Genomic DNA, 26,601 nt, shown 5'->3' with positions numbered 1-26,601 from the left:
ACGTTAAAATTAATGAATATATAACCCGCATTTATATGAAGAAGTTCATTGCATTTATGGCAATATTAGCGCTGTTAGTCGGTTGTGGTAAGTCAGGCGACAAAGGGGAATTGGTCGGAGTTAAAGGATCAAAATGGCATCCTGAGAAGCCTTATGGTATGACTTTGGTGCCTGGCGGTGCTTTTACTATGGGTAAATCTGATGAAGATGTAGCTGCAGTTCAAGATGCTACAACAAAGACAGTAACCGTTAGGTCATTCTATATGGATGAAACTGAAATCACAAATTCTGAATACCGACAATTTGTAGAATGGGTTAAAGATTCCACAATGCGAGTGCGTTTAGCTATTCTTGCAGATCTGAATGGTATAACAGCTGGACAAGCAAGTGGTAAAGGTAAAAATGCAGGTAGTATAGGTGATTTTGCGTTTAATGATTCAGATCCCGAAAAAATGACTGCCTACGATAAATACATGCATGATAACTATTATAGTATTGGTACAGATGACGATCCTTACGCTGGAAGAAGACTTAATAAAAAAGTAAAATTAATTACTGATCCTAAATTATACCCAGATGAGTATTATGTAGAGGTAATGGACTCCATGTATTTACCAATAGAGGCTTCTTATAATGGTTTAAGAACTATCGATGTTGATAAATTAAAATTCCGCTATTCTTGGATGGATATTCAAGCCGCTGCAAAAGCTAAAGTAGGGAAAAGAAAAGATTTTATAAAAACGGAGGAGGTAAAAGTATATCCTGATACTACAGTATGGATTAAAGATTTTGCCTATTCATATAATGAACCAATGCACAATGATTATTTCTGGCATAAAGCATACGGTGATTACCCAGTAGTTGGTGTGAAATGGACTCAGGCAAAAGCTTTTTGTGCTTGGAGAACACTAAATAAAAACAGTTACATCAAATCAAAGAAAAAAGGTCGTGATCAAATTAATTCATTTAGATTGCCAACAGAAGCAGAATGGGAATATTCTGCAAGAGGAGGTTTAGAGTCAGCAACATATCCATGGGGCGGACCTTATACTAAAAATGACAGAGGTTGTTTCTTGGCTAACTTCAAGCCAAATAGAGGGGATTATGCCGCTGATGAAGCACTGTATACAGTAGAAGCTAAATCATATGAACCAAATGGTTATAATTTATATAATATGGCAGGAAATGTCTCTGAGTGGACTGATTCTTCATATGACCCTAATGCCTATGAATATGTTTCCTCGATGAATCCAAACGTATTAGATGCTTCTAATAAACGTAAAGTAGTTCGTGGTGGATCATGGAAAGACGTTGCTTATTTCCTACAAGTAAGCACAAGGGATTTCGAATATGCTGATTCTGCTCGCAGTTTTATTGGATTTAGAACTGTTCAGGATTACATGGGATTGCAAACAACCGGAAACGGAAAGAAAGTTAAAAACAGATAAAAAACAACCTCCTTAAATCAAAAAATTATGGCATTATTAAGTAAAAAAGCAATGAATTTCGCATATGGAATGGGTGCAGCAGTTGTAATCATAGGTGCTTTATTTAAAATCACACATTTTGAACTTGGACCTTTAACAGGTACTTTAATGCTTTCGATCGGACTATTAACTGAAGCCTTAATTTTTGCATTATCTGCATTTGAGCCTGTGGATAAAGATTTAGATTGGACATTGGTATACCCTGAGTTGTCTAATGGTGTCAAAGGAGAAACTAAAAAAAGAGTGGAAACTCCTTCAGATTCGCAAGGAATGTTATCCCAAAAGTTAGATGCTATGCTTAAAGAAGCTAAAATTGATGGAGAATTAATGTCAAGTTTAGGAAGTAGTATCAAAAATTTTGAATCAGCTGCAAAAAGTATTGCTCCAACAGCTGAATCTATGGCTTCTACTAAAAAATACAGTGAAGAGTTAACTGTGGCTGCAGCGCAAATGGAATCTCTAAATAGTTTGTATAAAGTGCAATTGCAAAGTGCTTCCAGAAATGCTCAAATTAATGAAGAAGTTCTTGAAAACAATATGAAGTTAAAAGAACAAATGCAATCGCTGACAACAAACTTATCATCATTAAACAATGTTTATGGTGGAATGCTTTCTGCAATGGGAAATAAAGGATAATTAGTTTCGAACTATACAAATAACAACTAACTAATTAGTAGAAAATATGGCAGGAGGAAAACTAACCCCTAGACAGAAGATGATTAACCTAATGTATTTGGTTTTTATCGCTATGTTGGCAATGAATGTATCAAAAGAAGTTATTTCAGGTTTTGGATTGATGAATGAAAAATTTGAAGCCTCAAATGAAAGTTCTAAACTATCTAACGACCAATTATTAACTGCGTTAGATGCGAAGGCAGCCGAAGCAAAAGGAGAATTCATAATAGCAGCCGAAACTGCTCATAAAGTAAAATCAATAACCGATAATTTCTTTAATTATATAGCCGACTTAAAATTACAAGCTACTAAAGGTTTTGAAGTAGACCCAGAAACTGGAAAGTTACCTTATGAAGACATGGACAAAGGGGATAATATAGATGACTGGTTTGTAGGTGAAGGCTATTCGAAAAAAGGAAAAGAAATTGAAGCTACAATAAATAAGTATAAGGCAGATATGAAGACTGCTTTAGGTACGGATCGAAAATATGCTTCTATAATTAAAGAAGTTGAGAGTAAATTTGATATTTCTGACGTAAAGAATAAAGAAGGGTTACAAGATAAATTCTTATCATATCATTTTAAAAACTTCCCTGCTATTGCTACTGTAGCTAAGCTTTCAACTTGGCAAAATGATATTAATAAAGCGGAATCTGATGTATATAGTTCTGCATTAGGAAAAGCGGCGGTTGCTGCGGCTTCTTACAGTAATTATCAAGCAATCGTGGTGTTGGATAAAAATGCTTATTTTCAAGGAGAAGCTGTTACTGGTAAAGTTGTTCTTGGTAGATATGATGATAATACAAAACCAACATCTTTTTCTGGTCCAGGGAAAATTGTTAATGGACAAGCGGTGATTTCGATGACTGCTGGAGGTGTAGGAGAACAAAAAATTGCTGGACAGTTTGCTTTTCTTGAAGACGGTAAAACGGTTCCTTTAAAATTTGAGGGTAAATATGTGGTTGTACCAAGACCTAATTCGGCTACAATATCTGCAGATAAAATGAATGTAGTGTACAGAGGAGTTGTTAATCCAATGTCGATCTCATTTGCTGGAATTGCTGATAGTGATGTTTCTGCATCTGCTCCTGGTTTGACTAAAGTAGGTAATGGAAAATACAACATGAGTCCAGGTAGTGGAAATGAAGTTGTAATTAGCGTAACAGGTAAAATGTCTGATGGGAAAGTTGCAACAGATAGAAAAGCATATAGAATTAAAGGTATTCCTAGTCCAACTGGAACTATTAGAGGAGAAACGGGAGTTGTAAAAGGTCCTAAATCGAACCTAGAAATTGCTACCATTGGAGCTAAACTAGAAGATTTTGACTTTGAAGTTGGTTTAAACGTTGTTGGTTTTAATTTAAAAGTATCAGGTCAAGGAACTGTGGTAGTACAAGGTGATAAATTGAATGCACAATGTAGGGCTGTGCTTGCTAAAGCAGGTAGAGGTGACCAAGTTACAATTTCAGAAATTAAAACAAAACTTGTTGGAGCGGGTAGTTATTTATTGCCAAGAACGTCTGCGGTTATTTTTGAAATACAATAAAACGTAAGTTGCCGGAGAGAGGTTACTTCAATATTTATAATCATATTATGATGAATGTTAGAAATTTTTTAATAGTTGTTATATCCATTACTGGAGGTTTTGCATCATATGCACAATCTAATTTGCTAAATGCAAAAACACCAGATGAGATAGGTCTTAAAACTGCGGCACAACTCATATCAGACAATGATAAGCCATTGGCGTATGGTTATGTACATGATAGAGATATTTTGATGGGTAAAACCGTTTGGGAGATAATAGATTTGAGTGAAAAAATTAATTTTGCTCTGTATTTTCCAATCGATACTGCTAACATTGGCTCTGATAGACGTTCCTTGTATGACGTATTGACAAAGGCGGTAAGAAGCGGTGAAATTACTGAAGTTTATACAGACAGTTATTTTAATACTAAAAAATCATTTCAAGATATTCAATCGTCATTGAGTCGTATTGATACAACGGATGTAGGTAGAGAGCAAGTAAATGCAGGTTCAAGTGTGTCTCCGGAATATATTTTAAGATCTGATATTACGGCACAAGACGTTACGCAGTATAAAATAAAAGGATACTGGTATTTTGACAAACGTCAAAGTGAATTAAAATACCGTTTGTTAGGTATCTGTCCAGTAACTCCTGATGTTTATTCTATGAACAGCGATGAGAAAGATTATATCGAATTATTTTGGATTTTCTTCCCTGCTGCTAGAGAGGTTTTACATGAAGCAAAAGCTTTTAATGATAAGAATTCAGCAATGCCAATTTCTTTTGACCAAATATTGAACTCTAGACGTTTTAATAGCGTAATCTATAAAGAAGAAAATGTTTACGGTGATAGATCTATTGATGAATACATGAAAGACAATGCACAGAATCAATTGTTAGAATCTGATCGTGTCAAAGAAAAAATACGTGATTTTGAATCAGATATGTGGAATTATTAATTTCATGTCTTAATATAATAGGAGAAACTCTTATCGGAAGCGATAAGAGTTTTTTTTATGTCAGTTTCGTAAAGTGTTTTCTTTAATTGTTCTTTCTTTGTATTTTATTTTAACGGTTACTTTTATAGTATGATTGATTATTTAATAATAGGTTCTGGGCTCGCAGGTATTGCATTTTCTGAAATTGCTTTACAGAATAATAAGAGTATTTTGGTAATGGATAATAATTCACAAAACTCTTCGAAGATTGCTGGTGGTTTATATAATCCTGTTATTCTTAAACGTTTCAGTGAAGTATGGCAGGCACAAGACCAGTTAGTGGTAATGAAGGAGTTTTACAGAGCGCTTGAAGATAAACTGAAGACGCAGGTGGATTTTAAAAAGTCAATTTTAAGGAAGTTCTTTTCTATCGAAGAACAAAATAATTGGTTTGCAGCTTCAGATAAAGTTGCATTGGCGCCATTTTTATCTACGGATTTAATCACAAAAAAATATTCCGGAATTGATTCGCCCTATAATTATGGTGAAGTATTACAGACAGGATATGTTGACACAGGTGTCCTTTTAGAAATATATAGAGATTATCTTCTTAGAAATAATTTATTTCTGGAAGAGTACTTTGATTATGATTTGTTGGAAGTTATATCAGGAGGCATTCGATATAAAGAAGTCGAAGCTAGACATATTATTTTTGCGGAAGGATTTGGGCTGCATGCTAACCCGTATTTTAATCATTTACCTCTTGACGGCACAAAAGGGGAATTGTTTATCATAAAAGCGCCTGAGCTTGATCTCGACGTTATTGTGAACACTAGCGTCTTTATTTTGCCATTGGGAGACAATCTCTTCAAAGTGGGTGCGACTTACAATTGGAAAGATAAAACAGACTTGGTTACAGAAGAAGGGAAACAAGAACTAGTTGATCGAATTAAGGAAATTATTAGCTGTGATTTTGAAATAATCAAACACTTTGCCGGAGTTCGTCCAACAGTAAAAGACAGAAGACCCTTAGTAGGAACTCATTCCGAGTACGCTGCAATTCACGTCCTCAACGGTTTAGGGACAAGAGGAGTTATGTTAGGCCCTTCAATGGCTAAGGCTTTGTATGATTCTTTAGAAAATAATATCCCTTTGGATTCCACAATCGACATCAAAAGATTTATTCCTAAATCGCAGCGATAATTGAGTTATTGTTTAAAATCAGGATCATAAGAGACAAACATATTAATATAGATGTTTCGTGCCCATCGCAATACAAACGGAAATAATAGAATAAGGGAGACTATTATCGAAATAAAAGCCACTTTTAGAGAGGAATGTAATAGAACATACGAGATTATAAAAGCAGCTGTCCCAACAGCAACATTTAGTCCATAACTGACATACATTGCGCCATAAAAGAATGAAGGTTCAATTTGGTATTTCAATCCGCAATGACTGCAATTTTCTTGCATTTTTAAGATATTACCTAAATGAAGTGGATTTGGGTCCGAATACATGCTCTCTTTCTGACATTTCGGACAAGTTCCTGTTAAAATGCTATATAATTTGGATCCTTTTTTTAACATTTGCAAAAAATTTAATTTTTCCTTTTTTTGGAGTCGTAAATTTACGAATTCATAAAGGAATAAAATCATAATACATGCTTAATATACATAATTTATCTGTGTCGTTTGGAGGTTCTTATTTATTTGAAGAAGTTACCTTTCGATTAGGTGCCGGAGATCGTGTTGGTCTTGTTGGAAAAAATGGTGCAGGCAAATCGACAATGCTAAAAATTTTAGCAAAAGATTTTGCTCCTGATTCAGGAAGTATCGCGCAGGAAAAAGAAGTGAGAATGGGTTTTTTGCGTCAGGATATTGATTTTGAGCAAGGAAGAACGGTACTTGAAGAGGCTTATGAAGCATTTACAGATATTAAAGTTGTTGAGAAAAAACTAGAGGAAATCAATCACTTATTAGTCACTCGTACCGATTATGAAAGTGATGAGTACAGCCAAATTATTGAAGATTTGTCTGATTATACCCATCGTTTTGAATTATTGGGTGGTTACAACTATGTGGGAGATACGGAAAAAATCCTTTTAGGACTTGGTTTTAAAAGAGATGTTTTCAACAATCAAACCGAGACTTTCTCTGGTGGATGGCGTATGCGTATTGAATTAGCGAAGTTGTTATTGCAAGCTAATGATGTTCTGTTGCTGGATGAGCCTACGAATCACTTGGATATCGAGAGTATCATTTGGTTAGAAAGTTTCTTGCGTAATTATCCAGGGGTTGTGGTAATCGTATCTCACGATAAGATGTTTTTAGACAATGTAACTAATAGAACTATTGAGATTTCACTTGGAAAAGCTTATGATTTCAATAAGCCTTATTCTCAATATCTAGAATTGCGTCATGAAATTCGCGAAAAGCAATTGGCTACACAAAAGAATCAAGCCAAAAAAATTGAAGAAACAGAAAAATTAATCGAAAAATTCCGTGCTAAAGCTTCTAAAGCTTCCATGGCGCAATCGATGATTAAAAAATTAGATAAAGTAGAACGTATTGAGGTTGATGAAGATGATAATTCAGTGATGAATATTTCGTTTCCACTTTCTAAAGTTCCAGGAAGAGTTGTTATAGAAGCAGATCATGTTACTAAAAGCTACGGTGATAAAACGATTTTAAAAGACATTTCATTGTTGGTAGAACGCGGAAGCAAGATTGCTTTCGTTGGTCAAAATGGTCAAGGAAAATCTACTTTCATTAAAGCGATCGTCAATGAATTCGAATATGAAGGGGATATAAAGTTAGGACACAATGTCCAAGTAGGTTATTTTGCGCAAAATCAAGCGGAATATCTAGACGGAGAGATTACTTTATTGCAAACCATGGAAGATGCAGCTTCAGATACTAATCGTTCAAAAGTGCGCGATATGCTGGGTTCATTCTTGTTTCGTGGCGACGATGTTGAGAAAAAGGTAAAAGTCCTTTCAGGAGGAGAAAGAAACCGTCTGGCGCTTTGTAAATTGCTTTTACAGCCTATAAATGTGTTGGTAATGGATGAGCCTACAAATCACTTGGATATTAAATCTAAGAACGTTTTGAAAGCTGCCTTACAAAAATATGAAGGAACTTTACTTCTAGTTTCGCACGATAGAGATTTCCTTCAAGGAATGTCAAACATCGTTTATGAGTTTAGAGATCAAAAGATAAAAGAATATTTAGGAGATGTGAACTACTTCTTAGAGCAACGTAATTTAGAAAATATGCGTGAGGTCGAGAAGAAAGATGCACTTAAAGCGGCAGCTCCAAAAGACAGTAATAAAGCTTCATATGAGGAGCAAAAGAAGGGAAAAGCATTACAGAATCGCTTGAGCAAGATTGAAAGTCAAATTAAGCAATTAGAAAAAGACATTCAGCATGATGATAAAATGTTAGCTTCAAATTACAATAAAAATATCGAAGATGCCTCTTTCTTTAAAGCTTACAATAAAAAGAAGGCAGAGCTTGATAAATTACTTTTGGACTGGGAAATCGTTCAAGAAGAAATTGATAAAGCATAAGTAATGGATAGTAATAGTTAGGAGCTATTTCCAGCTGTTCACTTCATCCTTTCTAGTCTCGTTTATTTTTTTCTAAATCCTAAAAGGAGCTTCCGCTGGTCGCTCTTTTAGTCTAAGAAAAAATATAACGAGGCTGTAAAAGGATTTCCTTGCCATCTGGGCTACTGAATCCTTGCGTGAAATAATTTTTCCTTTACGAAATTAGACCAACCTTCTTAGAATGAGAAATCGCTTGTGCACTATTTTTAAAATAACAAACCGCAACATCTAATGTCTCCAGATTTTGCAACACTTTAATAACTTTTGCTTTTTTATATTTCCCGGTTTGTCTTATGTAAACCGCTTTTACGGTCAATGGAAAAATCTTGCTAATGGCTTCATATAGAAAAGGATCATGCTGTGAATCGTCTCCTATCAAGACGTATTTTAGACTTGGGTAAAATTCTAAAATATGTTTTATTTTTTCAAATTTGTGATTGTGGCCGCCTCTTCCTGTCCATAAAAAATTTGTCAAACTGGTTTTGATGTCCTTTAACAGCAAGACAGCTTTAGGTAATTTGTGGATTTCGGTAAAAAGTACTAAAAAACGATACAAATTCCACTCACTGCTTGAAACATAGAAAAAAGCATTACGCTCTCCTGCATTAGTTCTTCCGGCCGAACTTAATGCTTGAAAATGTGGAACAACATCTTCAAAAACTTTTCTAGAGTGGACATTTCGAAATAAAAGATGGTATAATTTTTTAAATGGATTAAGAGTGTAAGAAACTAAAAAAGTGTCGTCAATATCAGATATGATTCCTAAGTTACCGGCGCTCGGTCTGATGTAGCTTTCTTCACTTACTATCGTTTCATTTTTATAAATAATACTAACTTCATAATCGACCCAACCAAAATCATTATTTTGTTCTAAAGGAATGCAAAACTTAAAATAACCATCGTTTAAAGTTTTTGTATGTATTCGTATGTCGTTGTGTTTTAAGTAAACATCAGCATTTGCTTGTGTTTTAATGCGAAACATACTAATTACTGATTTTGCATTTTTTAAATTTTTAGAAAGAAAATCGTAATCCTTTTTTGTAGTAGGTTTAAAAACATGTCCCATGACAATTAGTTCTTGCTCATTTGCATATCCGCGATATAATTTTAGAATCGGTCTCATTTTGTTTACTACTTTTGAAGTATCTTGAAAATTAAATATTTTAAATCAATAAAAGAAATAAATCCTTGAAAAAGAATATCATATTAGTTGTAAACCCTGTCGCTGGCGGGATGGACAAATCAGAAATTATTGAAGCGACCTCACTTTTCGCTGATCAAGAGGGGCTAAATTTTGTGCAATATGTTACTTCGGGTAATGATGATATTATAAAAATCAAAGCGTTGTATGATAAGTACAAGCCAGAAAGAGTAATCATAGCCGGTGGTGATGGAACCATTAAATTTGTAGCTGAAGCATTAGAAAATGAAGATGTTATTTTCGGAATAATACCGGCTGGTTCTGCTAATGGCTTGGCAACCGACTTGAATATTCCTAAAAAACTGGAAGAAAATCTAGCCATTGCTTTTCGTAATTCTTTTATGGAAATGGATGTAATTCTCATAAACGGGAAGGTAAGTTTGCATCTCAGTGATCTGGGGTTAAACGCTGAACTCATAAAAAATTATGAGAATAGCACCATACGTGGTAAGTTAGGTTATGCTTTACAAGTTTTTAGCACTTTGGCTGAGAAAGAAGAAGCGTTTAGCGCCACAATTGTCGCTAATGATCAAATTATTGAACGCGATGCGCAAATGATTGTGATTGCAAATTCTAAAAAATACGGGACAGGCGTGGTTATTAATCCGGAGGGTTCGATGAATGATGGAAAATTTGAACTGGTAGTCTTAAGAAATTTTGACTTAAGTATTTTTGCTCAAATTATAACCGGTAATTTACCCATAGAATCTGGAGATATAGAGATTATATCCACTGATGTAGCGAATATTAAATTGCATTCGCCGGTAAGTTTTCAAATTGATGGAGAATATTTTGGTAAGGAAACAGAACTAAACGTGGCAATTTCTCCTAATAAGTTTAAAGTCGCTATTCCATAAAACTCTTTTCTATTTAAAAGGATTGCGTTCATTCCATTCCATTTTTGGTTCAAAGTAACTGAAAATTTTAGAGACAAATAGATTTATAACAGGATTGCTATGTTGTATCATGCCGTACATTTCTAGCGGTTTTGCTCCCACAGAACTTTTAATTTCTAATGCTGTTCTGGCAAAAATAATGCGGCGATACCCTTTGTTAATTGAAAAGCCTATCATGTCATAGAGCATGTTTAGGTATAGCATTTTTTCCCGTTGAAAGCCTTCGTCATAGCCTAGAAAATAGGTGTCAATGTCCTTTCCGTTTTTTATTAAGGTGTTGAATCCTATTAATTCTTCACCAACAAAGTAACCATAAAAAAGAAATTTGTCTTTTAATTTTGTTTTGAAAAGTTCGAAGTGATTTTCAGACAAATAAAAGGTGTTGAACGGTGCGTTTTTAGCCACATTCATGTACAATTGATGTATTCTGGAATTGTATTTTGTGATTTCTTCGAGAGATAATTTTCTTTTCGAAATTCCTTCTGCTTTTTTTCGAGATCTTTTATATTGATCCCGGTACTTTTTACTAATATCTGCTATATAATCGTCAAAGGTATTCCAAGATTCTCTAATTTGGAAAACCATATTAGGCTGCGTTGTAAACTGGAAAAAGGAATTAAATTCTGGAATTTTAAAGTATTGAGCATCCTTTTCAGAAAAATCTTTAAAAATGGTAAGATGTATTTTTATTTTTTTTGCCTCGAATATATTCTTTAACTCTTGAGTTGCGTTTTTTAATAAAAGCAATCCTTCCGAAGATGGTAATTTAGAACTAAAAGAAAATCCGTTTTGTCCAGTTAACATATTGTTGCCAATTACAAGTACATTAGAACTAAAGTTTTTAAAAGCAAAGTTGCGAACTATCGTTTTCATGCAATTGTCTCTTTCTCCAAAAGAATTTACCGCGCTCAAATTAATATACTGGGAAACGGCAATCCCAACTAATTCCTTATTAAGAAATATTCCGATAAAATGGCATTGCATGTTTTTTGGAGCAGAAAGTTCCAATATCTCTAAATATTCACGGGAGAGAAATATGTTATTTGTTGCCAAAACATCCCAACTTGCAGGAATACTTTTGACGGAAGAATAAATTTGGAAAGAAAAAGTAGAACTCAATGGGTCAATAAATTAGTATTTGCCTAAATTAATATATAAAGTTAAATTGCAATGCAAATAGGTGAATTTTAACTAATTTTATTAAAAACGGCAATCATGAAAACATATAGTGAAGAAACGGCACAACCGATTTTAAAAAAATTAAAAGACTGGAAGTTTAAGAATAACGGCATTGAAAAGAAATTTATTTTCAAGAATTTTAGTGAGGCGCTTGGTTTTATAGTTCAAGTTGGAATTTTAGCTGAGAAAAACAACCATCATCCGGAACTTTTCAATGTCTATAACAAAGTTGATATCCGATTGTCAACGCACGATGCCAGCGGCTTAACGGACAAGGATTTTGATTTAGCAAAAGCTATTGAAGTCTTATAAAAAAATATCGTCCCTTTTATAAATAAAGGGACGAGATTGTATTTTTGAAAAGATAATTTTATTCCCAAGCACAAATTATTCCGCCCATTAACACAAAGCAGACAATCCAGAATCCGCCTGAAATTAAAGTATATTTCCAACTTCTTCTTTCGAATAATGCGTTGGTTCCAACAATTGGTAACGCAAGAAACAAACCAGCCATAAAGCCATGAAGCATACCGTGCTTGAAAGTACGGAAGGCAGTACCGTAATCAGCCATGAAATTTGCGTACGAAGGCTTTGCTAATGTTGGGTCACCACCTATCATGCCAAGTGCTCCCCATTGATGAATGACTAGAAATTGTAGAACAATAGCAATTAGAAAAGCATAAAATACTGCCATTCCAAAAATTACGGGCATATTACTCCCTTTCATTTTATCTTCGGTCATGCCAGATTCTTTCATCCAGATTGTTCCAAAAACTTTTGGGTGATACCAAACAAATCCGACCACTAATGTTGATAAGGCGGCAGCTAAAAATGCTAAAAAATTGATTTCCATGAGGTTAGTTTTATAATTAACAAATCAAATGTAATATTTTTTTTATTAATGATTTGAAGTTTTTATTGTAAGATTATTTGGCAGAAAATATAAAAAGTAGTGTATTTCGTCGATTATATTTGTCGATAATCAGTTTTGTGTGTACATTTAATCATTAGAACACCTGAAAATTTAAGATTATGAAAAATATATTTACTTTACTACTAACGGTTTTTGCTTCGGTATCAATGATGGCAGAAGTTTCAGTTTCAGATAAAAAAGTACTCTTAAAATTGTATGCTGCGACAAACGGGGAGAATTGGAATACGAAATGGAATTTATCTTCTCCAGTATCAACTTGGTACGGTATTTCTTTGGAAGGTGATAAAGTAGTTTCTATTAATTTGTCAGACAATAACCTTGTGGGAGAATTACCAAGTGAAATCGCAGATCTTAATGATTTAAGAGAATTAAATTTACATAAAAATGCAATATCAGGTACAATTCCAACTTCTTTAAAAAAATTAACAGAACTCGTGGTTTTAGATCTTTCTTTTAATAGATTAACGGGTACAATTCCTGCTTCAATAGGGGAGATGAATAATTTGATAACGCTTGAACTTTATATGAATAGACTTTCTGGTGAACTGCCTTCTCAAATTGGAAATTTGAAACACTTAGAAACTTTAGCTGTTTTTAACAATGAATTAGAAGGAGAAATACCAAATACGCTATATGAAGTTGCGAGCTTAAAAACTGTATTATTAAATAGTAATAAGTTTACAGGGAAATTAAGTCCTGCAATAGTAAATTTAAAAAAGCTTGAAAACTTAAGTTTATTCGAAAATAACTTAGAAGGACAGGTTCCATTCGAACTAGAAAAGTTAAATAGCTTGAAAGAAATGAATATTTCTTACAACCATTTTAATGGTTTAATATCTAGAAAGTTAGCGATGTTAGATATGATGAATATGAAAATGATAAATGATAAAGGCGTCGCTGTTGCGTTAGGTATTAAAATGGACATCGAAAGACCTTTAGTTTCTGAAGATTAGGGTTATTTAATAAGGAATTTTTTGCTCTCAATTGGTTTGTAGTTTTTTGATTAGTTTAGTGATTTTAAACCCATATTGCTCTCGCATCATGGGTTTTTTTATATAAAAAATAAAAGAACCTAGGGTGTAACTATTTTACACTGTAGATTCTTTTACAAATTAATATCGCTTTGGGATATTAGCTGTTGCATTATTTTAAAATAGCATCAATTCTCTCTAATTCTTTGTTGCTGAAATTGGTGTTTTCCAATGCTTTTATTGAATCTATTATTTGTTCTGGTTTACTAGATCCTATTAATACAGAAGTTACTCTGTTATCGCGTAAAATCCAAGCCAGTGCCATTTGTGCTAGTTTCTGACCTCTTTCTATTGCGATAGTGTTTAATGCTTTGATTTTCTCAAGTCTTTCAGGGGTAATATGATCTGCTTTTAGAAATTGTCCGCTAGTCGCTACTCTAGAATCTGCTGGGATGCCGTTTAAATATTTGTCCGTCAATAACCCTTGTGCCAATGGAGAAAACGGAATGCAGCCCACTCGTTCTTTTCCTAGTAAATCCAAAAGACCGTCTTCGATCCATCGTTCGAACATTGAATATTTGGGTTGATGGATCAAACAGGGTGTTCCCATTTCTTTTAAGATTTTGAACGCTTTTTCTGCTTCGGCGGGTTGGTAATTTGAGAGGCCAACATATAATGCTTTTCCTTGTTGTACAATTAAATTTAAAGCAGCCATGGTTTCCTCCAAAGGTGTTTCTGGATCTGGTCTGTGATGGTAAAAGATGTCTACATATTCTAAATTCATTCTCTTTAAACTCTGGTCTAAGCTGGAAATTAAATATTTCTTTGATCCCCAATCACCATAAGGACCGTCCCACATAGTGTAACCTGCCTTTGACGAAATAATCATTTCGTCTCTGTAGTCTTTAAAATCTAATTTTAAAATTCGACCTAGACATTTTTCTGCCGACCCTGGTGGTGGTCCATAGTTATTGGCTAAATCAAAATGGGTAATTCCGTTATCGAAAGCCGTTTTTATCAAATTACGGCTATTCTCAAAATCACTATTTTCTCCGAAGTTGTGCCAAAGTCCTAATGAAAAAGCAGAAAGCTTTAGTCCTGAGTTTCCGCATCGGCGATATTCCATAGAGTCATATCTATTTGCTGCTGGTTTGTATGTCATTTTTTATGAGTTTTACGAAATTGTAGCCTCAAGTATAAAACTTGGGTACAATTGTGTAGAGCGTTAGATTTGCAATATAATAAAAAATGTTTTACATCTTTGTAATTGATTCAGGCAGAATTGGGAATAATTAGGCGTATAAAATTTTTCTGTTGTTTAAGGGATTTGTTTTTAAGGTGTTGTAATTGGTGAAAACTTGCTTCTGAGCATCTTGTATTCTCCTTAATTCAAATTATAAAGTCAAAAAAAAGTAGTCTTCAGAAAAAGGGGGTTAGATTTTTATAAATTGTAAACATGATAGTTTTATTGGATTATATCCAAAATTTCTTTTTTTTAGTTAAATTTGATAGAATAGCTGCGTATCTAATAGGTCTCTAAATTAGTGAGTAGGATATTATTCTAAAAGCAAACTAAAAATTAAGAACTTCCATTCTAATTTTATGAATAAAAAATCACAACCTAATCTAGTAAAAAAAAGCTATTGCAACGGGGTTTATTAATGCTCTTATAAATCGGGAATCCAATATTTTTTTAAAAAGATAAAGTGTCGATCGCTATTTCAGTTGATTCAATTGCAATTACTGAGGAGACTGTTTTTTGGACTGCGGTGGTTTTAGCTATTGCACTTTCAATGATAGTAACTTTGGTAGCTTATTTTGGAATTAAAGAAAAAAAGTGTCTTTTTTCCCGACTGCTTTGTGGTTGACCATAAAACATGGCTTCTTCACTTTTGGAATTATAACTTCCTTGGCCGTTTTAAGACAAAAATATATGGGAACGATTACAGTATCATTTATTACAACGTTACTGATTAGAGGAGTTATAGCAAGCCTGGTTTCTGGGATTGTGAATTATCTCACCCTGAAAGAATCAATATTGGAGGAAAATTAACTTCTGAATGAATAATGAAAAATAAATGTAGCTCAATTAAAATAATGAAAATGGCAATAACTCACGACAAGTCCAAAAAAAGCTTTACTCTTTTAATTTTATTGGCACTAACATTACAAACGATGGCGCAAGAAAAACAGAAATTCTTATCGGCAAAGGAAAGTGAACCCAGCAACTTCGGCTGGATGGAAGGATTTCCTCCTCCTGCAGCCAAAGTCTTGCATAGCGGGGACGGTTCCTTTTTCAAATTTCCAGCCATTCGATATAGCGTTGTGCATATGCGGGAATTTTTACCCACAATAAGGGTTTCAAAAGGTCTCAAAGCTCCAAGTGTAATGACGTACGAGTTAGACGGTAAGATTGACGAACTAACATTTACACCTTGGAATACAACCAAAAAAATGACTTGGGAAGAATCGTTGGCACAAAATTATACAGACGGTATGATTATTCTCCACAAAGGTAAAGTCATTTATGAACGATACTTTGGCGCTCTCACAGAAACCGAAGTTCACGCTGTGATGTCACTTACGAAATCACTTAATGGAACTCTAGCTTCTATTCTCGTAGCTGAAGGTACACTGGACGAGACAAAATTAGTTCCTTTTTATGTGCCAGAACTTAAAAATTCCGCTTATGCAGATGCTACGGTACGCGATGTAATGGACATGACGACCGCTTTAAATTACAGTGAAGATTACGCAAATCCCAATGCAGATGTGTGGCAGTTTTCAAACGCTGGAAACCCGCTGCCAAAGCCCAAAGATTATAAAGGTCCCGAAGGTTACTATGAGTATTTAGAGACAGTTAAGAAACAAGGGGTTCACGGAGAGATATTTGGTTATAAAACTGTAAACGCAGATGCATTAGGCTGGATCATTGCAAGAGCCTCTGGAAAATCTGTAAACGAACTGCTTTCTGAACGGATCTGGAGTAAAATTGGAATGGAGCAGGACGCCTATTATCAAGTAGATAGTAAAGGAATTGCATTTACTGGTGGCGGATTTAATGCAGGATTGCGTGATTTAGCTCGATTTGGAGAATTATTACGTAAGCAAGGCAACTGGAATGGTGAGCAGCTTTTTCCTGCTAAAGCCGTACAAGATATTGCGCGCGGTGGAAGTGTCGCTGCTTTCGAAAAATCGGAGCATCCTGGACTCAAGGGTTGGTCGTATCGTAATATGTGGTGGATTACAGAAAACAAAGATGGTGCCTATGCAGCTCGTGGTGTTCATGGACAGACCATCTATATAGACCCTTTTGCAGAAATGGTACTTGTGCGCTTATCTTCTCATCCTGTGGCGGGAAATGCAGCAAACGATGCTACTTCTTTGCCAGCATATCAGGCTGTTGCAGATTATCTAATAAATAAAAAATAATAACTTAAAAATATATTAATATGGATACTTCAAAATTTTTCGATTTAACAGGCAAAACAGCCATTATTACAGGGGGAGCAAACGGAATAGGAAAAGCAAGCTGTGAGATGCTTTCGGCTTTTGGAGCAAATGTAGTTGTATCAGATTACAATCTTGAAGCTGCAGAAAAAACAGCCAAAGAAATTAATGATAATGGCGGAAATGCAATTGCCATTGATTGCGATGTGACTAAAGACGAAGCATTAGTAAACCTAGTAGATAAAACTGTTGCAAAGTTTGGAGGGATTCACATTTTGGTTAATAATGTAGGTGGTGGTCGAGCAGGAGCAGAAAGTCCTTATGATATTACGGTTGAGCAGTTTAAAAAAGTTTTTGAAATGAACGTTTTTAGTATGTGGCGTTTGTGTCAATTGGTAGCTCCACATATGAAAAAAGCAGGTTATGGAAGTATTATTAATATGTCTTCTATGGCATCGATTAATAAAAGTCCGGCAATAAGTGCGTATGCTTCTTCTAAAGCAGCTATTAATCATATGACACGTAACCTCGCTTATGATTACGGGCCAGACAATATTCGTATTAACGCAATTGGGCCAGGTGCAACCCGAACCGCTGCTTTAAGCACTGTGCTTACTCCAGAAATAGAAAAAGCAATGCTGAAGCATACTCCGATAAACAGACTTGGAGAGGCAGAAGATATAGCTGGAGCGGTATTGTACTTTGCATCGCCTATAAGCAGCTGGACAAGTGGTCAGGTTTTGTTTGTAAATGGTGGCGGAGAGCAAACGCTGGATATGTAGGTTAGTGAAGTTTTCTTATGATTGATACGTAGCTAAATTCGATTGGAGCGGCAAATCATTATACGAAATGCAAATTTCGAAGATATTAAAGTTATTATATACAATTCAGTGATTTCTACACTTATTTTCCTAATTAATACATAGTAAAATGCGCTAATGATTTCTACTAAGAGAATTTATGGGTACTAGTGTTGATAGGTGGTGCTGTGTTGACCTATGTTTCTTTTCTAAATCTAGATGGTTTGGACAAACATGGTGTAGTCCTGTTACGGAAACGTCTTAAAAGACAATCGACTAAGAGATATGTGCGTGAATTAGACGTTATGAAGAATGAAAAAATTAAGAGAGAAATAAAAGCTACGAGTGCCGCCGCTTTGTAGTGCGGATTATTGTCTTAAGCCCGCTTTCGCGAAAGGGCAAATGGTTAAAGGTTAAACTAGAGTTTTAATTGGTTGAGAGTATTTCTAAATCTAAAGGATTTAGAATATATTGAACTATTTAACCAATTTTTTGATGATTATTATAGTGTTTTAATATGCGTATTTTAAATTCAAAATAGGATGATAGTTTTCAAATTATTATCCTATTTATACTTACTCAAATCTAGATTAAGAATAGTACCAACTCTGCTAAACTCTTCATTAATCTTTGCGTTCAAAATTAGTTGTTCATTTCTTATTGGATGATTAAAAATTAACTGATGTGCATGAAGCATCATACCTTTCAGATCGTAATTCTCCAACCATAATTTATTTTGTTTGTTACAACCGTGTGGACGACTTCCTAAAATGGGATGAAAAATATGTTTGAAATGTTTTCGTAATTGATGCATACGTCCAGTTTCAGGAATCGCTTCTACCAAACAATATCGTGACGTGGGTTTATTGTTAAATTCTAATGCAATTTCGGCATTTTGCAAACGATGAAAGTAGGTTATTGCATTTTGTGTGATGTCATCATCATTGGTTAAATCATAATCAATCGTTAGTTCTTCAGGTGACCAACCACGTAAAACGGCTAAATATTTTTTTTCGACTTCGCGTGTGGCAAAACGATCATTCATAATTTTTAAAACCTCTTTGTCTAACGCAAATAACAAGACACCGGATGTTTTGCGGTCTAAACGATGAATAGGATAAACGTGTTGTCCTCCAATTTGATTTCGCAATTCTTGAATTGCGTACACTTTTGCATCGCGCGCATAAAATGATTTATGAACCAACAGTCCACTTGGTTTATTAATTGCTATAATGTATTCGTCTTGGTAAAGAATTTCTAACATTCGGCAAAAGTAAAAGAGATTTCGATTGAAATTACTTTTATGACTTATTTATTTGCAGCAGTCTACGAAGAGTTATTATGAAAAGATGTGTGAATGTTTCTTGACTCCTACAATTTTTGTTAGGTGAACAAAAAAGATTATTAACTTAAGAGTATGTTTTATTTTTCAAAGTAAATATGAAATAGAAAAAGTTTCATATTTCTGTGAAGTTTTCCTAGTAGTACGCCGCGGCGAATATGAGATATTTCAATATTTTTAAATGATATAGAATGAGAAAAACCTTTCATTTCTGAAAGGTTTTCTTAGTAGCGGGAACTGGACTCGAACCAGTGACCTTCGGGTTATGAGCCCGACGAGCTGCCTACTGCTCTATCCCGCGATGTGCGTTTGTAATCTCAATAAAATTAACTTAGTAGCGGGAACAGGACTCGAACCTGTGACCTTCGGGTTATGAGCCCGACGAGCTGCCTACTGCTCTATCCCGCGTTGTTTCGGGTGCAAAGGTACAACGAAATTTAATATTTGCAACTAAAATATTAAAAAATCTTTTATTTTATCTATTCACTTGATATAACTACCTTTGCAAAATAAATAATATATTAAATGTCACATAAAGCAGGTTTTGTAAATATCATCGGGAATCCAAACGTTGGGAAGTCCACATTAATGAATGCATTTGTTGGGGAAAGACTCTCTATCATTACGTCTAAAGCACAAACGACTCGTCATAGAATTCTTGGGATCGTAAACGGAGAAGATTTTCAAATGATTTTGTCTGATACACCAGGGATTATCAAGCCAGCATATGAAATGCAAGCGTCGATGATGAACTTTGTAAAGTCCGCTTTTGAAGATGCTGACATATTAATTTACATGGTCGAAATAGGGGAGCAGGATCTAAAAGACGAAGCTTTCTTTAATAAAATTATTCATTCAAAAATTCCTGTATTGTTGTTGTTGAATAAAATTGACAACTCTAATCAAGAACAATTAGAAACACAAGTTGCTTTCTGGACTGAGAAAGTACCTAATGCAGAAATATATCCAATATCAGCTTTGCAAAATTTTAATGTTCCAGAAGTTTTTCAAAGAATCATTTCGCTTTTACCAGAATCACCAGCTTATTATCCAAAAGATCAATTAACAGATAAACCAGAGCGTTTCTTTGTGAACGAAACAATACGCGAGAAAATATTGTTGAATTACAGTAAAGAAATCCCGTATGCAGTAGAAATTGTTACAGAGGAGTTCTTTGAAGATGAAAATATCATTAGAATCCGTTCTTTGATTATGGTGGAGCGTGAAACACAAAAAGGAATTGTTATTGGGCATAAAGGAGCAGCGTTAAAGAAAGTGGGGATGGATGCTCGTGCCGACTTAGAAAAATTCTTTGGTAAACAAATACACATCGAATTGTATGTGAAAGTGAATAAAAACTGGAGAAGTAACGTGAATATGTTAAAACGTTTTGGTTACAATCAATAGACTTATAATTGTTTTACCATAATAATTAAAAAATCAATAATAGAATTCAATTTCTATTATTGATTTTTTTTTTTTGTCCAATATCGTGTTCAAATGGGTTGACTCCTAATGAACTATGATGCTATTATTTTTAAGAATAGGGCTTCTAGTTCATTCATTTGGTCATGACCATTTTTTCGAATTTGCTTGGCAATAATATACAATAGAAACCAAGCGAATACCATAAGTACCATTACGATTAAATCAAACGTTATGCTGTTTTTTAAAACATAGTCGGAGTAAGCGATACCACTGAAAATTAGCAATATTCCTGCAATTATAAAATGAAGAAACATAAAAAAGGTCCATAAGGTAGGGTCAGGGCCAAAAAGACCTCTTATGTGTGTTTCGTTCTCGTTCTTGGATTCTAATTCCAAGTGTAAATGTGGAGAGTAATAGGACTTTTTACTATCTTTTATATGTAACCAAATATGCGTTCCGCCCGTTTTTACAGAAAAATCGTCGCAGTTTGATTTTTGATAGTTTTCAAATTTTTGAAGCAGTGAATCACTGTTTTCTGGAACATCTTTATAGAATCGTAAACGTAGTCTTAGTTCATTATTAGTGTCCATATTGGTAAACTTATATCATTTAAAAAGGAAAGCCCGCGCTAATATATTAAAAAAATTGATAGTCAATCTATTTAACACTACCTTTGCAAAATATTTGAATAAATACTTATGAATAACATTGTTGCGATAGTAGGAAGACCTAATGTGGGGAAATCAACCCTTTTTAATAGGCTGATACAAAGAAGAGAAGCTATTGTAGATTCTGTTTCTGGAGTTACCAGAGATAGAAACTACGGAAAAAGTGAATGGAACGGAAAAGAGTTTTCCGTAATTGATACGGGAGGATATATTCGCGGTTCTGATGACGTTTTTGAAGGCGAAATCCGTAAACAAGTGGAGTTAGCCATCGATGAGGCTGATGTTATCATATTTGTGGTTGACGTTGAAGAAGGAATTACTCCAATGGATGATGCTGTTGCGAGACTTTTACGTAAAGTGACAAAACCGGTTTTACTAGCTGTAAATAAGGTAGATAACGCTATGCGAGAGAAAGATGCAATTGAATTCTATAACTTAGGTTTAGGAGAATATTACACTTTTGCAAGTATTTCAGGAAGTGGAACTGGAGATTTATTAGACGCCTTAATTGATGCGTTTCCTATAAAACCAGAACCAACACAAGAAGAAATTGCATTACCTCGTTTTGCAGTAGTGGGAAGACCTAATGCTGGAAAATCAAGTTTTATCAATGCCTTAATTGGTAAAGATCGATATATTGTTACTGATATTGCGGGGACTACTCGTGATTCTATTGATACAAAATTTGACCGTTTTGGTTTCGAATTTAACCTTGTTGATACTGCGGGAATTCGTCGTAAGGCTAAAGTTAAGGAAGATTTGGAATTTTATTCTGTAATGCGTTCCGTACGTGCTATTGAGCATGCAGATATTTGTATTTTGATTATTGATGCCACTCGTGGATTTGAAGGTCAGGATCAAAGTATTTTTTGGTTAGCTGAAAAGAATAGAAAGGGCGTTGTGATCTTAGTAAACAAATGGGATTTAGTTGAAAAGGAAACGATGTCAACTAGAGATTACGAAGAAAAAATTAGAGAAGAATTGATGCCATTTACTGATGTGCCTATTCTTTTTGTTTCTGCATTGACAAAACAACGTTTATTGAAAGCATTAGAAGCAACAGTAAAAGTTTTTGATAGCAGACAGCAGCGTATCGCTACTTCAAAATTCAATGAATACATGTTGAAAGTGATTGAAGCATACCCACCACCTGCAACAAAAGGGAAATACGTAAAAATTAAGTACTGTATGCAGTTGCCTACTAAAACGCCTCAGTTTGTGTTTTTTGCTAATATGCCACAATATGTGAAGGAACCATACAAGCGTTACCTTGAAAATAAAATTAGAGACAACTGGGACTTCTCAGGTGTACCAATCGATATTTATATTCGTGAGAAATAATATGTTAAAGTTTATGTAAGAAATTACATAAATTCATATTAAATTACTTAATTCGCTGTTAATGTTTTATCATTAATAGCGAATTTTTTATTTATGGAAAAAAAGTACTTTCTTATCGTGTCTTTCTTTTTAAGTGTTTCCTTATTTGCGCAAAGCAATATTAGCCTCAAAGGCAAAATCTTAGACAAAAACACCCAAAATCCCATAGAATCGGCTACTGTCTTTTTGACTTCAGTACAAGATTCAACGGTTATTGATTACACGATTTCGGATAAAAACGGTTCCTTTATTTTGGAAACCAAAAAAATCAACAAGCCTTTCTTTTTGAAAATTTCATCTATGGGTTACAAGACTTATAAGTTGGAAAATAAAGTACTTACAGAAAATAAGGATTTTGGTGTTTTAAACTTGTTCGAAAATGAAAATTTACTGTCCGAAGTAGTTATTAAAAGTGAGGCGCCGCCTATTCGAATAAAAAAAGATACATTAGAGTTTAACGCTTCTTCTTTTAAAGTTCGCCCTGATGCTAATGTTGAAACCTTATTAAAGCAACTGCCAGGAGTAGAAGTGGGAACAGATGGTAAAATTACCGTTAATGGAAAGGAAGTAAACCAAGTTTTAGTAAACGGTAAACCTTTTTTCGATAAAGACGGTAAAATTGCGCTGCAAAGTTTGCCTTCGGATATTATTAATAAAGTCCAAATTTCAGATACGAAAACTAAAAAAGAGGAGTTGAGTAAAGAAGCTTCCACTTCAAATAATGCTAGTATCAATTTGACCATTGATGAAAAGAAGAATAAGGGATTTTTCGGGAAAATTATGGGAGGTTATGGAACAGGGGAACGTTATGAAAGTAGCGCTTTAATAAATTATTTTAAAGGTAAAAGAAAGGTAAGTGTGCTTGCTTCGTCGAATAATATCAATTCTACTGGATTCTCCATGAATGAGATTTTTGATAATATGAGTGGCGGAAGAAACAGTTCTATGGCAGTTAACTCAGCTACTGGTTCTTTTACGCTTAATGGAAATCGTTTTGGTGGCGGACAAGGAATAACTCGTTCCGATATGGTAGGGGTAAATTATTCAGATGAATTATTCAAAAAATTAGAAGCAAGTGGTAATTACTTCTTCACAAATTCTAATTCAGATAATGTAAATAGAACCAAGTCGATTACATTTTTGCCTAATGGAAATATAAACCGAGAATCTGAAGCAACAACAAGTGCTGATAATTTAGGACATAATGTAAGTTTTGAATTTGAATATAAAATAGATTCGACGGCAACTATTTTTGTTGGACCAAAATTTTCTAAGTCGAACTCGAAATTTACTAATGACTCTTTTGAAAAATCTTTTAATGAGAGCGGTCAGCTGGTTAATGAGAGTACCGCCCTAGTTTTTGACGAAAGTGATAAAGGAAGCTTTAGCATTCCAATCAATTTCAATAAGAGATTCAGTAAAAAAGGTCGCTTTCTAAGCGCTTCGTTTAGCAATGAAAATTCGGTAGAGGACGTAAATTCTTTAAACAAAACCAATACACAGTTTTATCAAGGTACAGATCCAGATATTATTAGAGACCAAATTAGAAAAAATAGGAATAGTGTGGATAGGTATGTGGCTGAAGTAGAATATGCTGAGCCTGTTTCCGATTCTCTAAAAGTGAAAGTTGGTATTAATTATAACAATGAATCTAGGTCGAATGATAGAAATACCTTTGATTTTAATTCTGGTTCTCAAACCTATTCTGATTTGAATCCAGAATTAACAAATGAGTTGACGTCCAGTAAAACTACATTACGTCCTCAAACCGGGTTCTCTCTTAACAAGAAAAAATATAGTATAAATATGACTGTAGGTCCTTCGATAGTACAGTATGATACTTATTCATTTTATCTAGGACAACCTACTAATTTGACTAAAAATTATGTTTTGCCATATGCCACTTCGCGACTCTCCTATCGATTTAGTAAATCTAAATCGATATATGTGAACTACACTTTTGATTATGATTTTCCTACTGCGGCTCAGATTTTACCTGTCGAGGATCTATCAAACCCTCTAAGTACTACTGTGGGAAATGTTGATTTAAAGCCAAGTGGGAATCATGTAGCATACGTTGGACTTCATAATTATGATTATGCCACACGATCTGGTTACTCCTTTTATTTTGGCGGAAACATTTATGATAATCAAGTGGTTTCTTCGGTGCGATATGATTCGAGTATAAAAAACCGTATTACGTTTGAAAATGTTTCAGGAACTTATTCTACGTGGATTGGTTCTTCTTGGAACAAATCATTTAAAAAAGAAGCTCATACTTTTAAATATGGCTTGAACTTTAGCGCTAATTATGGATTAGCGAAGGGTTTTGTAAATGATGAAATGTATGAAGCCAAGACATTAAGGTTGAATCCAAGAGCTAATTTTACCTATGAATATGGTGAGTTGCTCACTATTAATCCAACTTATAATTTTACTTATAATGATTCTAGGTATACAAATTTTAGAACTAACGGAGCCTCAAGTGTAATTCATCGTTTTAATGTACAAACAACTAATTATTGGCCTAAAAACTGGGTTTTTGGTAACGATTTTGGATATACGTATAATTCGAATATTGCAGATGGATTTAAAAAGGATTTTTATCTTTGGAATACGAGTTTAGCTTATAGCTTTTTTGAAAATAAAATGACAGCAAAAGTAAAAGTCTATGATATGTTGAATCAGAATCAAAGCGCGACAAGAACCATTTCTCCAACAGATATACGCGATGAAGAAAATGTAGTTTTAAAAAGGTATCTTATGTTTTCATTGACTTACAAACTTACTAAGTTCGGGGCAAAGGAAAAGAAATCAAGTGGGAACGGTTTTATGTTTTTATAGATAAAAAGATTGCTCTCCTTTAAGTTACAATTGACCAGAAGTAAAAAAAGTCCCGATTTCGTCGGGACTTTTTTATGGTTTAACTTTTTCAGTGATGAAAAAAGAATACTTTTCATTTTCAAGTTTAGTACTATTATTTAATATCTGCTACGCATCTAAAACCTGTGTGATCTAAACTAGTATCTGGTGATGACTTCATTCGAGCAGTAACGCGATATCCTTTACAGTAGGATGCATTACATAAAAAAGACCCACCTCTCACCACTTTTTTAGGAACTCTTGGCTCCATAGGATCATAGCTTTTAGAAGGTCCTTTAGGGTTATTAGCAATGCTGCCAGACAATTGTTTATAGTATTCTGGTGTGTACCAATCGCTGCACCATTCCCAAACATTTCCTGCCATATCATACAATCCGTATTTATTAGGTGTAAATGATTTTACAGGTGCAGCTCCTGCAAATTTATCCTTAGCCGAGTTGAGGTAAGGGAATTTTCCGTCCCAAGTATTTGCTTTAGACTTTCCTTGTTCTGGGGCTTCGTTCCCCCAAAAGTATTTTTTATCAACTAATCCTCCTCTGGAAGCAAATTCCCATTCCGCTTCTGTTGGTAATCTCTTGCCTGCCCATTTTGCATAGGCATTTGCATCATCCCATGAAATGTGTACTACAGGATAGTTTTCTTTTCCCTTTATGTCACTTTGTGGTCCGCTTGGATGTTTCCAATTGGCTCCTTCGGTCCAGCTCCACCATTGAGCAACATTATTCAAGTCGACTGGAGTAGTACTAGGAACAAAAACAAGGGAGGCAGCCACTAATACACTTTCATCTGGTTTAGGTGTTCCTGGTGGCAATTGCTTTTTTATTTCTTGCCAATCTGGTTTTATTTCTGCTGTAGTCACATAGCCAGTAGCTTTCACAAATTTTTCAAACTGTGCGTTGGTTACTTCGGTAGCATCCATCCAAAAACCATTGACTTTAACTCTATGTTGTGGGTATTCATCTTCTCGGCCTTCATCATCAGAAGCTCCCATCAGGAATTCGCCATCAGGAATTTTAACCATTCCGTCATAAGAAACCGTTTTTGATGTACTGATTGTGTCAGTAGTATTTGTAGCTGAAAAACGCGCGGGGAGCGATGAAGCACAACTCATAAATTCTGTGCTGGCTGTAGCGCTTATCTTTTCCTCTTTTTTGCCACAGGAGCCTATTGCAAGTAGTAGCAATCCCAGAGTAATCGTTAGGTGTCTCATTTTAAGTTTGTTTAATCCGGT

Annotated in this window: 23 protein-coding genes and 2 tRNA genes; 15 read left to right on the top strand and 10 right to left on the bottom strand. The window is 34.4% G+C overall.

The features are described 5' to 3' along the window. Positions 1-35 precede the first annotated feature (35 nt). The 5 genes from porK to E0F98_RS01095 all read left to right on the top strand — a co-directional run bounded on the left by porK (position 36) and on the right by E0F98_RS01095 (position 5,831). Positions 36-1,448, top strand: a complete 1,413-nt coding sequence (gene porK / locus E0F98_RS01115) for a T9SS ring complex lipoprotein PorK/GldK (protein WP_132108378.1) — start codon at positions 36-38, stop codon at positions 1,446-1,448. Between the two features lie 27 nt (positions 1,449-1,475). Beyond that, the gene (gene porL / locus E0F98_RS01110) at positions 1,476-2,123 is read left to right on the top strand and encodes a type IX secretion system motor protein PorL/GldL (protein ID WP_132108376.1); all 648 of its coding nucleotides are present in this window, start codon (positions 1,476-1,478) and stop codon (positions 2,121-2,123) included. A 46-nt stretch (positions 2,124-2,169) separates the two neighbouring features. Continuing rightward, the gene (gene porM / locus E0F98_RS01105) at positions 2,170-3,708 is read left to right on the top strand and encodes a type IX secretion system motor protein PorM/GldM (protein ID WP_132108374.1); all 1,539 of its coding nucleotides are present in this window, start codon (positions 2,170-2,172) and stop codon (positions 3,706-3,708) included. A 50-nt stretch (positions 3,709-3,758) separates the two neighbouring features. After that, positions 3,759-4,649: a type IX secretion system ring subunit PorN/GldN gene (gene porN / locus E0F98_RS01100; protein WP_132109323.1), complete on the top strand. Its 891-nt coding sequence runs from the start codon at positions 3,759-3,761 to the stop codon at positions 4,647-4,649. Between the two features lie 129 nt (positions 4,650-4,778). Further along, positions 4,779-5,831 carry an NAD(P)/FAD-dependent oxidoreductase gene (locus E0F98_RS01095; protein ID WP_132108372.1) on the top strand — a complete coding sequence of 351 codons (1,053 nt, stop codon included), beginning with the start codon at positions 4,779-4,781 and terminating at the stop codon, positions 5,829-5,831. Positions 5,832-5,836: 5 nt separating this feature from the next. On the opposite strand, the gene E0F98_RS01090 is transcribed toward E0F98_RS01095, so the two are convergent. Further along, the gene (locus tag E0F98_RS01090) at positions 5,837-6,217 is read right to left on the bottom strand and encodes a DUF983 domain-containing protein (RefSeq protein ID WP_132108370.1); all 381 of its coding nucleotides are present in this window, start codon (positions 6,215-6,217) and stop codon (positions 5,837-5,839) included. A 74-nt stretch (positions 6,218-6,291) separates the two neighbouring features. On the opposite strand from E0F98_RS01090, the gene E0F98_RS01085 reads away from it, so the two are divergent. After that, a complete protein-coding gene (locus E0F98_RS01085) occupies positions 6,292-8,199 on the top strand; it encodes an ABC-F family ATP-binding cassette domain-containing protein (RefSeq protein WP_132108368.1) in 1,908 nt (635 codons plus the stop codon). A 193-nt stretch (positions 8,200-8,392) separates the two neighbouring features. On the opposite strand, the gene E0F98_RS01080 is transcribed toward E0F98_RS01085, so the two are convergent. Then, on the bottom strand, positions 8,393-9,361 hold the full coding sequence (locus tag E0F98_RS01080) for an App1 family protein (protein WP_132108366.1): 969 nt from the start codon (positions 9,359-9,361) through the stop codon (positions 8,393-8,395). A gap of 65 nt (positions 9,362-9,426) precedes the next feature. Between E0F98_RS01080 and E0F98_RS01075 the strand changes: the two genes are divergently transcribed. Next, complete coding sequence (locus E0F98_RS01075; protein WP_132108364.1) at positions 9,427-10,296, top strand: diacylglycerol/lipid kinase family protein; 870 nt, start codon at positions 9,427-9,429, stop codon at positions 10,294-10,296. A 9-nt stretch (positions 10,297-10,305) separates the two neighbouring features. Here the strand turns inward: E0F98_RS01075 and E0F98_RS01070 are convergent, their stop codons facing one another. After that, complete coding sequence (locus E0F98_RS01070; RefSeq protein WP_132108362.1) at positions 10,306-11,454, bottom strand: peptidogalycan biosysnthesis protein; 1,149 nt, start codon at positions 11,452-11,454, stop codon at positions 10,306-10,308. A gap of 96 nt (positions 11,455-11,550) precedes the next feature. On the opposite strand from E0F98_RS01070, the gene E0F98_RS01065 reads away from it, so the two are divergent. Next, on the top strand, positions 11,551-11,826 hold the full coding sequence (locus E0F98_RS01065; RefSeq protein ID WP_132108361.1) for a 4a-hydroxytetrahydrobiopterin dehydratase: 276 nt from the start codon (positions 11,551-11,553) through the stop codon (positions 11,824-11,826). A 58-nt stretch (positions 11,827-11,884) separates the two neighbouring features. Here the strand turns inward: E0F98_RS01065 and E0F98_RS01060 are convergent, their stop codons facing one another. Then, entirely contained in the window at positions 11,885-12,367 is a 483-nt protein-coding gene (locus E0F98_RS01060; protein ID WP_132108359.1) for a DUF1761 domain-containing protein, read from the bottom strand. A 179-nt stretch (positions 12,368-12,546) separates the two neighbouring features. Between E0F98_RS01060 and E0F98_RS01055 the strand changes: the two genes are divergently transcribed. Next, positions 12,547-13,401 (top strand): leucine-rich repeat domain-containing protein, encoded by an 855-nt coding sequence (locus E0F98_RS01055; protein WP_165929263.1) that lies wholly within the window; start codon positions 12,547-12,549, stop codon positions 13,399-13,401. Between the two features lie 190 nt (positions 13,402-13,591). Here the strand turns inward: E0F98_RS01055 and mgrA are convergent, their stop codons facing one another. Continuing rightward, a complete protein-coding gene (mgrA, locus tag E0F98_RS01050; protein ID WP_132108357.1) occupies positions 13,592-14,581 on the bottom strand; it encodes an L-glyceraldehyde 3-phosphate reductase in 990 nt (329 codons plus the stop codon). Positions 14,582-15,256: 675 nt separating this feature from the next. On the opposite strand from mgrA, the gene E0F98_RS01045 reads away from it, so the two are divergent. The 3 genes from E0F98_RS01045 to E0F98_RS01035 are packed head-to-tail and all read left to right on the top strand — an operon-like array spanning position 15,257 to position 17,651. Continuing rightward, positions 15,257-15,472 (top strand): hypothetical protein, encoded by a 216-nt coding sequence (locus E0F98_RS01045; protein WP_132108355.1) that lies wholly within the window; start codon positions 15,257-15,259, stop codon positions 15,470-15,472. A 50-nt stretch (positions 15,473-15,522) separates the two neighbouring features. Then, positions 15,523-16,851, top strand: coding sequence for a serine hydrolase domain-containing protein (locus tag E0F98_RS01040; RefSeq protein WP_132108353.1), 1,329 nt, complete (start codon positions 15,523-15,525; stop codon positions 16,849-16,851). Positions 16,852-16,871: 20 nt separating this feature from the next. Continuing rightward, on the top strand, positions 16,872-17,651 hold the full coding sequence (locus E0F98_RS01035) for a glucose 1-dehydrogenase (RefSeq protein WP_132108351.1): 780 nt from the start codon (positions 16,872-16,874) through the stop codon (positions 17,649-17,651). A gap of 583 nt (positions 17,652-18,234) precedes the next feature. On the opposite strand, the gene E0F98_RS01030 is transcribed toward E0F98_RS01035, so the two are convergent. From E0F98_RS01030 to E0F98_RS01020, 3 genes are all read right to left on the bottom strand, one after another. Next, positions 18,235-18,933, bottom strand: coding sequence for a pseudouridine synthase (locus E0F98_RS01030; RefSeq protein ID WP_132108349.1), 699 nt, complete (start codon positions 18,931-18,933; stop codon positions 18,235-18,237). A gap of 306 nt (positions 18,934-19,239) precedes the next feature. After that, positions 19,240-19,312: transfer RNA gene (locus tag E0F98_RS01025), tRNA-Met, on the bottom strand. Between the two features lie 34 nt (positions 19,313-19,346). Continuing rightward, a tRNA-Met gene (locus E0F98_RS01020) sits at positions 19,347-19,419 on the bottom strand. A gap of 117 nt (positions 19,420-19,536) precedes the next feature. Between E0F98_RS01020 and era the strand changes: the two genes are divergently transcribed. Then, on the top strand, positions 19,537-20,418 hold the full coding sequence (gene era / locus E0F98_RS01015) for a GTPase Era (RefSeq protein ID WP_132108347.1): 882 nt from the start codon (positions 19,537-19,539) through the stop codon (positions 20,416-20,418). 113 nt (positions 20,419-20,531) lie between these two features. Here era and E0F98_RS01010 read toward each other — a convergent pair whose 3' ends face one another. Next, positions 20,532-21,029 (bottom strand): hypothetical protein, encoded by a 498-nt coding sequence (locus E0F98_RS01010; RefSeq protein WP_132108345.1) that lies wholly within the window; start codon positions 21,027-21,029, stop codon positions 20,532-20,534. Between the two features lie 108 nt (positions 21,030-21,137). Here E0F98_RS01010 and der point away from each other — a divergent pair, with 108 nt between their 5' ends. Both der and E0F98_RS01000 read left to right on the top strand, forming a co-directional pair. Further along, a complete protein-coding gene (gene der / locus E0F98_RS01005) occupies positions 21,138-22,448 on the top strand; it encodes a ribosome biogenesis GTPase Der (RefSeq protein WP_132108343.1) in 1,311 nt (436 codons plus the stop codon). Between the two features lie 93 nt (positions 22,449-22,541). Beyond that, positions 22,542-25,331 (top strand): outer membrane beta-barrel protein, encoded by a 2,790-nt coding sequence (locus E0F98_RS01000; RefSeq protein ID WP_132108341.1) that lies wholly within the window; start codon positions 22,542-22,544, stop codon positions 25,329-25,331. 133 nt (positions 25,332-25,464) lie between these two features. On the opposite strand, the gene E0F98_RS00995 is transcribed toward E0F98_RS01000, so the two are convergent. Continuing rightward, the gene (locus E0F98_RS00995; RefSeq protein ID WP_132108339.1) at positions 25,465-26,580 is read right to left on the bottom strand and encodes a formylglycine-generating enzyme family protein; all 1,116 of its coding nucleotides are present in this window, start codon (positions 26,578-26,580) and stop codon (positions 25,465-25,467) included. Positions 26,581-26,601 lie beyond the last annotated feature (21 nt).

The sequence above is a fragment of the Flavobacterium hiemivividum genome (assembly GCF_004349145.1).
GTDB lineage: Bacteria > Bacteroidota > Bacteroidia > Flavobacteriales > Flavobacteriaceae > Flavobacterium > Flavobacterium hiemivividum.
This window is presented reverse-complemented; position numbering and strand designations above follow the sequence as displayed.